The organism is Prauserella endophytica (genome assembly GCF_005146945.1).
GTDB classification, from domain to species: domain Bacteria; phylum Actinomycetota; class Actinomycetes; order Mycobacteriales; family Pseudonocardiaceae; genus Prauserella_A; species Prauserella_A endophytica.
This window is the reverse complement of the sequence record NZ_SWMS01000004.1, coordinates 146,016-158,835: the sequence shown is the minus strand read 5'-3', so window position 1 is coordinate 158,835 and position 12,820 is coordinate 146,016. Positions and strand designations below refer to the sequence as shown.

The following is a 12,820-nucleotide window of genomic DNA, read 5'->3' as shown; positions in this document are numbered from 1 at the left end:
CAGACTATTCGGCGTGCGCCCGATCTCCAGTGGCATCGGGCCCTATCCGGTAGGGCCGAATGCCTCCACGGCAAGCGAAAGGCCAACCCGTTAGCCGCCGTCCGCGTGGACCCTCCACTGTGGATCCAGCAACCCGCGTTCCGCGGCGGCCTCGACGGCGTCGCGCCGCCTGCGCACTCCGAGCTTCGCGTAGATGGCGCGCACGTGGGTCTTCACCGTGTTGGGAGAGACGGTGAGGTCCTCGGCGATCTCCTCGAACGAACGCAGGGTAGGCAGCAGCCGCAGCACCCCACGCTCGCGCTCGGTCAGCAGCGCCGACGCCGGAACAGGGCTCAGCAGCGCCGCACGGGTGGCGAGCACGCGCGCGGCGAACCGTTCCGCCGCACCAAGCCTGCCCAGCTGCGCGGTGAGCAGCTCCACCACCGCGGGATCCGCCGACACGAGCGGGAACGGCACGGCCATCGACTCGGCGAGTGCCAGTGCCCTGACCAGTGCCCTGCGCGCGCGGCCGCGGTCGCCCGCGCGCAAGGCGAGAGCGGTCTCCACCAGGCGCGCCTCGACGGCCGACCACGGCACGGCCGGTGCCAGATAGCCGTTCAGCAGCGGCCGCAACGCCTGGTCGGCCGAGTCGTACCGGCCGAGCGCGAGCTGCGCACGAGCCCGTAGCAACGCCAGCTCCCCGTGTCCGGACAGCGGGCCCTCGCACCACAGCAGCACGTCCCTCGCGGCCTCGGTCCAGCCGAGCTGCAGTGCGGCCCGCTGCTCCAGCACCGCGCACAGTGCGACCTGTGCGGCAGGCAGTCCCTCATCCGATGACGCGATGCGGGCCTCCCCCATCCGGCGCAGGCCTTCCGCGCGCTCACCCAGCTCGAACGCGCCCGCGCCCGCCAGTGCCGCCGCGAGCACGCACAGGCCCGACTCCCCGCCCGCGGCGCGGGCCCGCACGAGTCGTTCGGCGCGACCCGCGTGGTACACGCAGTCGCGCGGTTCGGCCCGCAGCAGCGCGTCGTAGGCCCTGAGCACGCACGCGGTCACACCGGTAACGGTGTCCTCCCAGCCGTGCGCCACGTTGCGCTCGTCCGCGTCCTCGGCGAGTCTGCCCAGCTCGCGGTGGTCACCCTTCGCGGCGGCCACCGACGCAAGCACAGTCAGGCACTGCGTCACGACGTAGAGCTGGCCGTTGTCCGTCGCCGTGCCGAGCGCGGCCCGCACCTGCGCCTCCGCCGTCTTCGCCTGCCCCACGACGAGCAGCGCGGTGCCCCGGTGCAGCAGCGCGAGCGCGTCGAGCCCCGGACCACGCGGGCGGGCCAGCTGCTCGCTCGCCCGCAGGATGCCGCCCGGGTCGCCCCGCAACTGGGCCTGCCTCGACCGGACGAGCCCGCGCAGCGCCTCCAGCCCGCGTGACCCGTCGACGGAGGCGAGATACCGCTCCGCCGAGACGAGGTCGCCGTGTTCCAGCCACAGCAGTGCCGTGACGAGGACCAGCAGGTCGCTGCGTTCGATCCGCTCGTCCCCGAGCACCCCCAGCGCCCGGCGCAGCGGCTCGTGCTCGCCGGTCAGCACCAGCTCGACGGCGTGGTCGCGCAGCAGCGTGGTCAGCCGCTCGACGCTGTGCGCCCTGGTGGCGTGCACGAGCGCTTGCACCGGTCCGCCGTTGGCAGCGAACCAGTCCGACGCCGCACCGTGCAGGCGTCTCGCCTCGTCCGGCGTCCGCCTGCGCAGGTCGGCCAGCAGGTGCGCGCGCACGAGCGTGTGCAGGCGGTAGGTGTGCCTTCCCTGCCCGGCCCTGACGGCGAGCGAGTAGCGGCGATCGAGCAGGTCGAGCCGTAGCCCGGCCTCGGTTCCGCCCGACAGCGCGTTCGCCAGCCCGGCCGTGACCTCCTCACAGACGCTGATCATGCGTGCGAAGTCGCGCAGCGGCCCCGGCAGCCGGGACAGCACCTCGGTCACGAGGTACTCGGCCATCGCGCGGTCGTTCTCGGCGAAACCGGCGAGGAACCGGTCGGGGTCCTCGGCGCCGTGCAGCGACATCACGGCCAGCCGCAGCCCCGCGGGCCAGCCCTCGGTCTGCTCGACGAGCCGCCGCCGCTGCCCGGCGTCGAGATGTACGTCCTCCGCCGCCAGCAACGCCCCCGCCTCCTCGGGCGAGAACCTCAGGTCGTGTGTCCGCACCTCCGTGAGCTGGTCCTGCAGGCGCAGCCGGGCCAGCGGCAGCGGCGGGTCGTACCGGCTCGACAGCACCAGGCGGAGTCCGGACGGCTGGTGCCGCAGCAGGCTCGCGAGCCCGCGCTGCGGTCGCGGATCGGTGATCTCCTGCACGTCGTCGAGGACGAGCCACACTGGCGCGGGCAGCTCGTCGAGCGCGTTGCCCACCTCGGCGAGGAAACCGGGGTCGGCGCTGGGCAGCTCCGGTACCGCCAGCGAGCGGAGCGCGCTGTGCTCCGGCACGGCGGGACTGCGGCCGAGCGCCTCCAGCACGGCCGTCCAGAACCGTCCGTCGTTGTTGTCGTCGGTGTCGAGCGACACCCAGGCGGGTCCGGTCCGGCGCGCCCAGTCGGCGAGCAGGCACGTCTTGCCGAAGCCCGCGGGCGCGCACACCAGCGTCGCCACCGTGTCACGGGCATGGTCGAGCAGCGCGAGCAACCGGGGCCGGGACACGAGGCCGGGAGGTGGGGCGGGCGCGCTGATCTTCACCCGCGGCACCCGCCGCCTGCCGTCGCCGTTCCGCGCCTGCGGCATCCGCACCTCCAGGGACCGCCTCCCACCACGGTAAGCCAGGAACCGGCCGGGACATCTCACCCGCGACGGGCGAAGCGCCGGAGGGCTCCCGCGTTCGACGGTGCCGTGCAGGGCACCCGAGACCTGGAGTGGATCATGAGCGAGCACGCGCACGCGGGCACCGGCACCGCGACGGAGCCCCGGCCTGCCGAGCGGCCGCGCGACACCATCGGCGGGACCGAGACCGCGGTGCGGACGGTGTGGACGAACTGGATCGGCTTCGCCGCCGTGCTGATGATCGTGACCGGCGCGTTCAACGTCATCGCCGGGCTGGTCGCCCTGCTCAACGAGGACTACTACGCGGTCGGTCCCCAGGGCCTGCTTGTCTTCGACCTGACCGCGTGGGGCTGGATCCACCTCGCCGCCGGCGCGCTGGTGCTGGTGACCGGGCTCGCGCTGTTCACCGGCAAGGCGTGGGCCGGGGTCATCGCCGTCGTGCTGCTCGGGCTCAACGCGATCGCGCAGCTCGCGTTCCTGCCCGTCGCGCCGCTGTGGGGAGTCCTCGTCATCGCGCTCGACGTGGTGATCATCTGGGCGATCGTCGCCCACGGCGACGAGGCGCGCGACTTCCGCTGGTGGTGACAGCAGGGTCTGCTGCGGATCTGTGAGCGAGTGGCCGACGGCACTAGCTTGTGGGTATGACCACCGGCATGGAAGAACCGCGGCGATCGGTACCCCGCACCGACTTCGACTCCGCCTACGTGGACAAGTGGGCGCCGTGGATCATCGGTGAACCCCAGCCCGCGATCGTCGCGCTCGAACGCGACGGCTGGATCACGGGCAGGGTGCTGGACCCCGGCTGCGGCACCGGCGAGCACACCATCCACCTCACCCGGCTGGGTTACGACGTGCTCGGTGTCGATTTCTCGTGGCCCGCGGTGGAGCAGGCGCGCGCGAACGCCGAGGCGAAGGGCGTGGCCGCGAGGTTCGCGGTCGCCGACGTGCTCGACCTCGGCACCGAGCCTCGCTACGACACCGTGGTGGACAGCGCGCTGTTCCACGTGTTCGGCGACGACGACCGGGCCGCCTACGTGCGCAGTCTGCACGCCGCCTGCGCACCGGGCGCCCGCGTGCACGTGCTCGCCCTTTCCGACGCCGAGCCCGGTCTCGGGCCCCGCATCCCCGACTCGCTGATCCGCGACGCGTTCACCGACGGTTGGGTGCTGGAGGACCTGCGGCCCGACCGGTACCGCGTCGTCGTCGGCGCCGAGGACGCCGGGCGGCTCGGACTGGCCGCGGGCGAACCCGCGGACATGGCCGCGTGGCTCGCGAGGGTGCGCCGCGACGGTTGACTCCGGACGCGGCCGCGGCAACGACTGCGTCGAGGTCGCCCTCACCCCGTGCGGCGCCGCGCTGAGAGACTCGAAGAACCGGGCGGCGGGCATGCTGACGATGTCGGCGAAGGGCTGGACCGCCCTGCTCACGCCGACCGCAGTGAAGGCCACCTTCACTGCGTTGGATCAACACAGCGGCGCGCAGCGCCTCCGTTTGGGCGGTGGTGGGAGACGGGCGGGCGCAGGCATGGTGGCCTTCACTGCGGTCGGCGTCTAGCCCTGCGGTGAGCCGATGTTGACCATCCACGGGACGCCGTACTTGTCGAGGCACATGCCGAACTCGTCGCCCCACATCTGCTTCTCCAGCGGGACCGTGACGGTGCCGCCATCGGCGAGCTTCTCCCAGTAGCCGCGCAGCTCACCCGCGTCGTCGCCGCTGAGGCTCACGGTAATGTTGTTGCCGGAGCTGAACTCCATGCCGGGCGGGGTGTCCGCGCCCATCAGGGTGAAGCCGCTCGGGGTCTCGAGCTGGCTGTGCATGATCCGGTCGGCCTCCGGCGCGCTGGTGTCGCCGTACTCGCCGAACGTGTGCGACACCAGCTCGCCGCCGAACACGCCGCGGTAGAACTCCATCGCCTGCTTCGCCGTGCCGTCGAAACTGAGGTACGGATTGAGCCGAGACGCCATGGGATCCTCCTTGCTCCTGCGGAAGGAGCCATCGTCGCAATATCGGCGGCCCCCGACTACGGCACTTGGTCCCTATCCGGTCGTCTTCCGGCGGCACCCCTATTTCAACCGCTGGCGCTGCCTGCCGAGCCGCTCGATCTCCAGCTCCAGCTCGTCACCGGCCCGCAGGTACGGGAACCGCCCGGACAGCGCGACACCCTCGGGGGTGCCGGTGTTCACCAGGTCCCCGGGGTCGAGCGTCAGATACCGCGACAGGTGCAGGATCAGCTCGCCCACCCCGAACACCATGTCCGCCGTCGACGAGTCCTGCCGCGGCCGGCCGTTGACCCACGAGCGCAACCGCAGCGCCTGCGGGTCGCCCACGTCGGCGGCGGGCACCAGCCACGGGCCCAGCGGGTTGAAGGTCTCGCAGCACTTGCCCTTCGACCACTGCCCACCCGAGTCCTCCAGCTGGAACGCCCGCTCGGAGACGTCGTTGGACACCACGTACCCGGCGACGCACGCGAGCGCCTCCTCGACCGTGTCGAGGTAGCGAGCCGGCCTGCCGAGCACGACGCCGAGCTCGACCTCCCAGTCGGTCTTCTCGCTCCCCCTCGGCACGAGCACGTCGTCATAGGGACCGACGACCGTGTTCGGGTGCTTGAAGAAGATGATCGGCACCTCGGGCGGCGCGGAACCGGACTCGGCGGCGTGCGCGGCGTAGTTCTGCCCGATGCAGACCACCGCTCCCGGCCGGGCGATCGGCGCGCCGACGCGCAGCCCGGTGCCGTCGCCCGGATCGTCCACAGCGGACAGCGAACCATCGGCCAGCGCCGCCCGCGCCCGCTGGATGCCGTCCCCTGCCAGGAAAGCGCCGTCGATGTCGGCGGTGACGGGGCTCAGGTCGTACACCGTGCCGTCGTCGGCGGCGACGCACGGCCGCTCCGCGCCGACCGGGCCCAGCCTCAGCAACCTCATGGTTCTCCTCAGTGTTCGTAGGGACGGGCCAGCACGCACTCGGGGTTGAGCCGAACACCGAAGCCGGGGGTGTCCGGCACGCGCAGCCGCCCGTTCACCGGCACCGGCTCGTCGAGCAACAGCGGGCTGAACATCGGCACCACCTCGCTGGCCTGCGGGTGCATCATCAGGAACTCACTGAACGGACTGTTGTGCCTGGTGATCGCGAAGTGGTAGGAGTACACGCTCGACCCGTGCGGCACCACGAGCACGCCCCTGCTGTCGGCGAGCGCTGAGATCTTCAGCAGCTCGGTGAGCCCGCCGCACCAGTTGACGTCGGGCTGGATGAGGTCACAGCAGCCCATCTCCAGCAGCAGCCGGAAACCCCAGCGCGTCGCCTCGTGCTCACCCGTGGTTACGAGCACGTCGGGCGGCAACCGTTTGCGTAGCTCGGAGTAGCCCCAGTAGTCGTCGGGCGGCAGCGCCTCCTCGATCCAGCGCAGCCCGTGCTCCCGCAGGGCGAGCCCGAGGCGGGTGGCGTAGTCGAGGTCGAGCGACATCCAGCAGTCGGCCATGAGCCAGAAATCCGGTCCGACCTCCTCACGCATGGCGGCGAACCGCTCGACGGTGGCGGTGAGGCCCTCGGCACCCTCGGCCGGGCCGTGCCGCACCGGCATCTTCCCGCCGATGAAGCCCATCTTCCGCGCCAGGTCGGGCCTGGACCCGGTGGCGTAGAAGACCTGCTCGTCGCGGACCGCGCCGCCGATCAGGGCGTACACGGGCTCCTGCCGCAACTTGCCGAGCAGGTCCCACAGCGCGAGGTCGATGGCGCTGATGACGTTGAGCACCAAGCCCTTGCGGCCGTAGAAGAGACTCGCCGAGTACATCTGGTCCCAGATGCGCTCGATCGCGGTGACCGGTGCGCCCTCCACGAACCGCGCGAGGTGCCGCTCCACGATGTAGGCACCGGGCTCGCCCGCGGTGGTGACGGCGAAACCGGTCGTGCCGTCGTCGGCCTCGACTTCCACCACGAGCGTGCCGAGCACGTTGATGCCGAACGACTGGCGGCTCTGCCGGTACTCCGGGTACTTCGCCATGGGGGTCGCGATGTGGTCGTCGATCCAGTGGTCGTCGCCCTGGTCGTGGTAGTCGGCGCCGCCGCCGCGCACCGTGAAAGCGCGGACAGAGCGGATCGTGCTGGCCGTGGTCACTGCTGCTCCTCCTGATCGGGGCGGACGAGGATCTTGCTGGCGGACGACGTGCCGGAAGCGAGGTCGGCGAACGCGCCGGGCGCGCCGGACCAGCCGACCGATCCGTCCACAAGCGACTCCAGTGCGTCCGGCACCGTCGCGGCCCACCGGGCGGTGGACGCGAAATCGTCCCGGTTGTAACAGAACGCGCCGATCAGCTCCCGCTCCGCGGTGCTGATCGCGTACGCGGGCAACGTCACCTCGGGCTGGTTCATCCCCACCAGCACCACCCGCCCGCCACGAGCCGAGGCCGCGAAGGCATCGGCGAGCGAGGCCGTGGAGCCCACCGCGTCGAGCACGAGCGTCGCCGGCCCGCCCAGTGCGTCCGCCGCCGCGCTCGCGAGCTCGCCGTCCCGAGGGTCGAGCGCGGTCGCGCCGAGCCCGCTCACTAGCGCGGCCCTGGCGGGATTGGGCTCGCTCACCACCACGCCGCGGGCGCCGAGCCGCGTCGCGGCCAGCACGCACGCCTGGCCGATGGGTCCGCCGCCGAGCACGAGCACCCGGTCACGCTCGCTGCAGCGTCCCCGCCGGGCGGCGTGGTAGCCGACGGAAAGCGGTTCGACCAGCGCGCCGTGCTCGCTCGGCATGTCCTGCGGCAACGGCACGACATTGCGCGCGGGCGCCACGAGCAGGTCGGCGAACGCGGAGACGATCGTCGGATCCACGCCGATGACCCTCCGCCTCGGGCACGCCTGTTCCTCCCCCTCCGCGCAGGCCTCGCAGCCGCCGCAGCCCAGAACGGGGTTGACGGTCACGGTGTCGCCGATCGCGAGGCCCGCCCCGGCGAGCGTCGCGGCATCGCCGGCCGCGACCGTGCCCACCGTCTCGTGCCCCATGACCTGCCCGGGATGGCGCCGCCCGTTCTCGCCCGTGTAGCCGTGGACGTCCGAACCGCAGATGCCGGTCGCGAGCACGCGCAGCAACACCTCTCCCGCCTCGGGGACCGGATCGGGTCGCTCCTCCACCGCGATCGATCCGGGACCGTGGAAGACCAGTGCTCTCATGCGTTCTCCTTGTTCGTGCGCGCCACCGGAGTACCCGCGGCCGGGGCGGGTGTGGCCGGTCGCAGCCATTTCGTGGTCCAGATCAGCACGGCGCCGACGAGGGTGGTCACCGCGAGGACGTAGAGCCCGGCCTGGCCAGAGCCGAACCCGGTGTCCGCCGCCTGTTTGATGTTCGGCGCGATGAAGCCGCCGAGCGAGCCCAGCGCGTTGACCATTCCGATGCCCGTGGCGGCCGCGGTGCCGACGAGGATGCCCGCGGGCAGGGTCCAGAACACCGGCTGCACCGCGATGAACCCGGCCGCGGCGAAGCAAAGCCCCACCATCGCCAGCGCCGGTGTACCCGCGACGACCGAGCCCGCGATGCCGAGCCCGGCCACCGCGAGCGTCACCGCGGCGATGCGGCGCCTGTCGCCGGTGCGGTCGGACAGCCTGCCGATGCCGAACGACGCCGCGATCGCGCACAGCCACGGGATCGCGGTCACCACGCCCACCGCGACGCCGACCTCGGTGCCGAGCAGCTCCGCGACCTGCGTCGGGAGGTAGAACGACACGCCGTAGACGCTCATCTGGATCAGCAGGTAGATCAGGGCGAGGTACAGCACCCTCGGGCTGCGCAACGTCGCGAGCACACCGGACGGCCCGTGCGCCCGCGACCCGCGTTCCTCGGCGGCGAGCTCGGTCTCCAGCGCGTCCCGCTGGTCGGCGGGCAGCCAGCGTGCGTCGCGCGGGCGGTCGTCGAGGTAACGCAGCGCCCATACTCCGACGACCGACGCGGCGAGCCCCTCGACCAGGAACATCCACTGCCAGCCGATGATCCCGGCGACGCCGTCGAGTTCGAGCAGCGCCCCCGACACCGGCCCGCCGAAGATGAACGCGAGCGGCGCGCCGAAGTAGAACAGGCCGTTGACCCGCGCCCGGTGCCGCTCCGGCACCCAGTAGGTCAGGTACAGGATCACGCCGGGGAAGAACCCGGCCTCGGCGACGCCAAGCAGGAACCGCAGCAGGTAGAAGACGGTTTCGGTGTGGGCGAACGCCATCGCCGCTGAGATGAGCCCCCACGTGATCATGATCCGGGCGAGCCAGCGCCGGGCGCCGAAGCGGTGCAGCGCCAGGTTGCTCGGCACCTCAACGAGCGCGTAGCCGATGAAGAAGACCCCGGCGCCGAAGGCGTAGGCGGCGTCGGAAAGCCCGGTGTCCGCCTGGAACGCCTCCTTCGCGAAGCCGATGTTGACCCGGTCGAGGAACGCCAGCACGTACATGAGCAGCAGGAACGGCACGAGGCGACGGGCGACGCGCCGGACCGCCCTGTCCGCGAGGCCGGTGGATGGCACCACGATGTGCTCCAAACTTCACATACAAGAAGTAGCTTCAACGACGTGAAGTTTCGATGGACAGGGCTCGGCCTGTCAAGACGTGGGGTTCCGCGCTAACGGCGCAGCTGGGCTTCCAGCTTCTCGATCACGGCCGAGAGCTGGGCGAACGTCGTCTCGGTCCAGTCGGGGCCGCAGCGGGGGGTCGGCGCCGAGACCGACATCGCGGCCACGATCTGGCCGGCGTGGTTGCGGATGGTGGTGGCGACGCAGCGGCAGCCGATGACGTACTCCTGGTCGTCGGTGGCGTAGCCGACACGGCGGATTTGCTCGATCTCCGCGAGCAACTCTTCGACGCCCGCGACCGTGTGGTCAGTGAATCGTCGCAGCGTGACGCCCTCGAGGCGGTCGCCAAGCTCGTCGTCGGCGAGACCGGCGAGCAGCGCCTTGCCGATCCCCGTGGCATAGGCAGGAAGGCGCACGCCGACGGCGGACACGAGCTTCATCGGCTGCGGCGACTCGGCGATCGCGATGTAGACGTTCTCCAGGCCGTCGAGCTGGGCGAGCTGCACGGTCTCGCCGGTGTCCTGCGCAAGCTGTTCCATGAGCGGCAGCGCGAGGCCCGCGATGTCGCGATGGCCGTGGTAGCCCTGGCCGACGGTCCATGCCTTGAGGCCCAGCCCGTAGGTGCGCGAGGCCGGGTCGTACTCGGCGAAGCCGCGGTGGACGAGCGTCGCCATGAGCCCGTGGACGCTGGAGAGCGGAAACCGCAGCAGCTCGGCGACGTCGGTCAGCCGCCTGCGCCCCGTCGCCAGCAGCTCGAGGATGGCGAGCGCGCGGTCGGCCGACTTGACCACGGACTGGGCCTCGCCTGCCTTGTCGGCGGTGGCCCCGGAGAGCGCGTCGGACATGAACTCGGTCGTCTCCCGTCGGTTTTCGCACCATCGAACATAGTTCATGGATATGAAAACGCGGAACGGGACCCGGTCGTGGGTCCCGCGCGCGGATGAACTCACCCGGCTCGTCACCGGCGGCTCCCCTAGCGTCCGGCCGTCCCCTTTTCCGAACCCACAGGAGGAAGATCATGAGCAACTCCCGTTCGCTGCGCAGGGCCCTCGTCGTCGGCGCCTTCGCCGGCCTGAGCCTCGCGGGCACCGCCGGCTCCGCCGTGGCCGCCGACGCCACGGCCGACCAGCCCGCCGTGGCCGAGGCCAGGACCGACCAGGTCGGAGGCCTCCTCGGCGGCGCGAACGGCGAAGGCCAGCTCGGCGGCCTCACCAACGGCCTGCCGGTCACCCCGGACGCGCTGCTCGGCATCGTCAAGGGCCTCGGCCTCGGCGCCCTGCCGATCTGAGCCGCCCAGCCGCAGTGAAGGCCACCATGCCTGCGTTGAACGCAGGCATGGTGGCCTTCACTGCATTCGACCCGCGAGTCGTGGGCTGGCCCGGCTTCGGGGTCAGTCGGCGGCCGTCCACGCCTTCGACAGGGCCACCTTGCCGCCGGTCTGGAGCAGGGAGCCCGCGTAGAGCCTGCTGGCCAGCAGCACGATCAGCGCCAGGGAACCCGCGAGCAGGCCCATGGACAGCAGGGCCTCCCAAGGCTCAGCCTCCTGGGAGAACATCCGCACCGGCATCGCGATCGCCGACGAGAACGGCACGTAGGAGAGCACGTTCATCACCGTGGCGTTGTCCGAGAAGAACATCACCGCGAAGTACGGGCCGAGCGCCAGAATCATCACCAGGCTCATGCTCGAACCGAGGTCCTCCTGCCTGCTCACCAGCGAGCCCGCGACCGCCCACATCGCGGCCAGCAGCACGAACCCGAGCACCAGGAACGGCACGAACCAGCCGAGCGCGGGCGCGATCACCCTCAGCAGCTCCGTCTGCCCGCCGACCGACAGCGCGATCGGCGCCGCCACCGCCAGCACGACAACCTGTCCGAGCGTCAGGAGCGTGTGTCCGACGATCTTTCCCGTCAGCAGCGCCCGCACGGGCACCGTCGACACGAGGATCTCCACGATCCGCGTCTGCTTCTCCGTCACCGTGCTCTGCGCGATCGCCGCGCCGCCCATGGCGAAGATGAGGAACATCAGCGAGAACACCATGATGACGAGCTGCCGCTCGCCCTGACTGACGTCGGCCGCGTCGAGGAGGTCCACCGGCGGCGACGTGCCCAGCTGGGCCATGACATCGGTCGGCGGGTCGGACAGCGCGAGCACCCGCACACCGGTTGGCGACTGGCCGGTGGTGTCGGCCACGACCGCGGCCTCCACCTCCTCCTCGCGGAGGAGCTCCTCGGCCGCGGCGCGGTCGGCGACCTCCCGCACCTCCAGCTCCGAACCCGCGAGCGCGCGGGTGACCTCGGGGCCGACCGCCGCGACGCTGGGCTGCCCTCCCCCGAACACCGAGGGCAGAATCGCGGCCGCGAACAGGCCGGCCACGATCACCCCGAGGCCGATCCAGAAACCCTTCGATCGCAGGAAGGTCTTGACCTCCCGCTCGGCGACGAGCCGGGTCGCCGCCATGAACGACGTGCCGCCGTCGGCATCGGTGTCGTCGACCTCCGCCGAACGCGGCTCGATGGTCGCGGTCATCAGATCGCCTCCTTGAAGATCTCGTCCAGCGACGGGACGACGGGGGTGAAGCCGCGGACCTCGCCGCGTTCCAGCGCGGCACGCAGAACGCGCTGGTCCGTGCGCTCGCCGTCGGCGGACCCGGTGTGCTCGGCCAGCTCGAAGACGGCCTTCGGGCCGTCCAGACTGACCACGCGAATGCCGGGAATGTCGCGCAGCCAGCCCGCGTCGGAGTCGACCACCAGCTCCCAGCGCTTGGACCCGTACCGCTCCCGCAGCTCCTCCCGACCACCGCTCGCGGCGATCCTGCCGCCGGAGATGATCACGAGGTCGTCGCACAGGCGCTCGACGAGCGCGAGCTGGTGGCTGGAGAACAGCACCGGCACGCCGTCGGCGGCACGTTCGCGCAGCACCCGCAGCACGGTGTCGACGGCGATCGGGTCGAGCCCGGAGAACGGCTCGTCGAGGATCAGCAACGCCGGGTCGTGCACGAGCGCGGCGGCGACCTGCGCGCGCTGCTGGTTGCCCAGCGACAGCTCCTCGAGGTTGTCGTTCGCGCGCTGCGCGAGGTCGAGCTGCTCCAGCAGGCGCTCCGTGTTGCGCTTGGCCTTGGCCTGGCTCAGCCCGTGCAGCCTGCCGAACCAGGCGATCTGCTCGCCGACCTTCATCTTCGGGTACAGCCCGCGCTCCTCCGGCATGTAACCGAAGCGCTGCCGCAGCGGCTGGGTCACCGGCTTGCCGTGCCAGGTCACGGTGCCACCCTGCGCGGCGAGCACGCCGAGGATGATCCGCATCGTGGTGGTCTTGCCGGCGCCGTTGGCGCCGAGGAACCCGGTCATCCGCCCGGGTCGCACGTCGAACGACACGTCGTCGAGCACGCGGTGGTCGCCGAAGCTCCTACTGATCGTGGTCACCGTCAACATGCTCAGCAGCCTAGGGAGGGGTGTTGACCTTTCGCGTCCGGCGCGCGGCCGACCTCGTGGTCCACCCGGTGGGTGACCCAACCGCT

At 71.5% G+C, this 12,820-nt stretch carries 12 protein-coding genes and 1 pseudogene; 4 read left to right on the top strand and 9 right to left on the bottom strand.

Annotated elements, in window-relative coordinates; genetic code table 11:
• Positions 1 to 90: 90 nt before the first annotated feature.
• Positions 91 to 2,739, bottom strand: coding sequence for a LuxR C-terminal-related transcriptional regulator (locus FCN18_RS09935; RefSeq protein WP_113641017.1), 2,649 nt, complete (start codon positions 2,737 to 2,739; stop codon positions 91 to 93).
• Between the two features lie 135 nt (positions 2,740 to 2,874).
• Between FCN18_RS09935 and FCN18_RS09930 the strand changes: the two genes are divergently transcribed.
• The 3 genes and pseudogenes from FCN18_RS09930 to FCN18_RS40845 form a co-directional block, all read left to right on the top strand.
• Entirely contained in the window at positions 2,875 to 3,360 is a 486-nt protein-coding gene (locus FCN18_RS09930) for a DUF7144 family membrane protein (protein WP_112272063.1), read from the top strand.
• Between the two features lie 56 nt (positions 3,361 to 3,416).
• Entirely contained in the window at positions 3,417 to 4,070 is a 654-nt protein-coding gene (locus FCN18_RS09925; RefSeq protein ID WP_228713828.1) for a class I SAM-dependent methyltransferase, read from the top strand.
• 13 nt (positions 4,071 to 4,083) lie between these two features.
• Positions 4,084 to 4,329: pseudogene (locus FCN18_RS40845) on the top strand (DUF397 domain-containing protein); the annotation flags it as partial.
• Here the strand turns inward: FCN18_RS40845 and FCN18_RS09915 are convergent.
• The 6 genes from FCN18_RS09915 to FCN18_RS09890 all read right to left on the bottom strand — a co-directional run bounded on the left by FCN18_RS09915 (position 4,326) and on the right by FCN18_RS09890 (position 10,150).
• A complete protein-coding gene (locus tag FCN18_RS09915; RefSeq protein ID WP_112271584.1) occupies positions 4,326 to 4,739 on the bottom strand; it encodes a VOC family protein in 414 nt (137 codons plus the stop codon). The pseudogene FCN18_RS40845 and the gene FCN18_RS09915 sit on opposite strands and share 4 nt — an antisense overlap.
• A gap of 99 nt (positions 4,740 to 4,838) precedes the next feature.
• Positions 4,839 to 5,696, bottom strand: a complete 858-nt coding sequence (locus FCN18_RS09910; RefSeq protein ID WP_112271582.1) for a fumarylacetoacetate hydrolase family protein — start codon at positions 5,694 to 5,696, stop codon at positions 4,839 to 4,841.
• 8 nt (positions 5,697 to 5,704) lie between these two features.
• Positions 5,705 to 6,886 (bottom strand): L-rhamnonate dehydratase, encoded by a 1,182-nt coding sequence (rhmD, locus tag FCN18_RS09905; RefSeq protein WP_137094579.1) that lies wholly within the window; start codon positions 6,884 to 6,886, stop codon positions 5,705 to 5,707.
• Entirely contained in the window at positions 6,883 to 7,929 is a 1,047-nt protein-coding gene (locus tag FCN18_RS09900; RefSeq protein ID WP_113641020.1) for a zinc-dependent alcohol dehydrogenase, read from the bottom strand. Before FCN18_RS09900 ends, rhmD begins: the two co-directional genes overlap by 4 nt.
• Positions 7,926 to 9,263, bottom strand: a complete 1,338-nt coding sequence (locus FCN18_RS09895; RefSeq protein WP_228713826.1) for an MFS transporter — start codon at positions 9,261 to 9,263, stop codon at positions 7,926 to 7,928. Before FCN18_RS09895 ends, FCN18_RS09900 begins: the two co-directional genes overlap by 4 nt.
• A 92-nt stretch (positions 9,264 to 9,355) precedes the next feature.
• Positions 9,356 to 10,150, bottom strand: coding sequence for an IclR family transcriptional regulator (locus FCN18_RS09890; RefSeq protein WP_112271578.1), 795 nt, complete (start codon positions 10,148 to 10,150; stop codon positions 9,356 to 9,358).
• Between the two features lie 173 nt (positions 10,151 to 10,323).
• On the opposite strand from FCN18_RS09890, the gene FCN18_RS09885 reads away from it, so the two are divergent.
• The gene (locus tag FCN18_RS09885) at positions 10,324 to 10,593 is read left to right on the top strand and encodes a hypothetical protein (RefSeq protein WP_112271577.1); all 270 of its coding nucleotides are present in this window, start codon (positions 10,324 to 10,326) and stop codon (positions 10,591 to 10,593) included.
• Positions 10,594 to 10,695: 102 nt separating this feature from the next.
• On the opposite strand, the gene FCN18_RS09880 is transcribed toward FCN18_RS09885, so the two are convergent.
• Positions 10,696 to 11,832 carry an ABC transporter permease gene (locus FCN18_RS09880; RefSeq protein ID WP_113641022.1) on the bottom strand — a complete coding sequence of 379 codons (1,137 nt, stop codon included), beginning with the start codon at positions 11,830 to 11,832 and terminating at the stop codon, positions 10,696 to 10,698.
• On the bottom strand, positions 11,832 to 12,734 hold the full coding sequence (locus tag FCN18_RS09875) for an ABC transporter ATP-binding protein (protein WP_137094577.1): 903 nt from the start codon (positions 12,732 to 12,734) through the stop codon (positions 11,832 to 11,834). Before FCN18_RS09875 ends, FCN18_RS09880 begins: the two co-directional genes overlap by 1 nt.
• Positions 12,735 to 12,820 lie beyond the last annotated feature (86 nt).